1 rRNA gene is annotated in these 526 nt (G+C 54.4%); it reads left to right on the plus strand.

Annotated features, from left to right (window positions below):
• Positions 1-437 precede the first annotated feature (437 nt).
• Positions 438-526: ribosomal RNA gene (locus tag KK617_RS18675) — 23S ribosomal RNA — on the plus strand; the annotation flags it as partial.

Here is a 526-nt window from a genome sequence, read left to right on the forward strand (position 1 = left end):
AGCTTTAATCAGTCAGGCGTTGGGTCCACATGTCGTGGGTTGCCCTATATGTGTCTGGCGGCTTCTTTGTGGAACCGTCGATGAAGCAGCTCGTGTTGTTGCTGCTGGTGTCTGTTAGTACTGCTGTTGCACTGTCTGCCTTTCGGGGTGGGGGGTGTGGTGGTGTGGAACGCGGGGCTGGTGGTGTCAGGTGGGTTGTGTGTGGCGCACTGTTGGGTCCTGAGGGATCACGCGGAAGTTCTCGTGTGGTTTGCTCTGGTGCCTCCTTTGTGGTGGCTGCCTCGTTGTGGGTGGTTGCTGGGTTGGTGGGTGTGTTGTTTGAGAACTGGACAGTGGACGCGAGCATCTTTTTAATAAGTGCTTGATGCGAGTTTATGTAGAGATCCTTAACGCATGACGAGACGCATTGTTTGTGTTTTGTCGTGTTGTGGTTTGTTTGGCAAGCTGTTAAGGGCACATGGTGGATGTCTTGGCACCGAGAGCCGATGAAGGACGTTGGAGCCTGCGATAAGCCCTGGGGAGTTGG

The sequence above is a fragment of the Nocardioides sp. ChNu-99 genome, from assembly GCF_029493445.1.
Taxonomy (GTDB): Bacteria; Actinomycetota; Actinomycetes; order Propionibacteriales; family Nocardioidaceae; genus Nocardioides.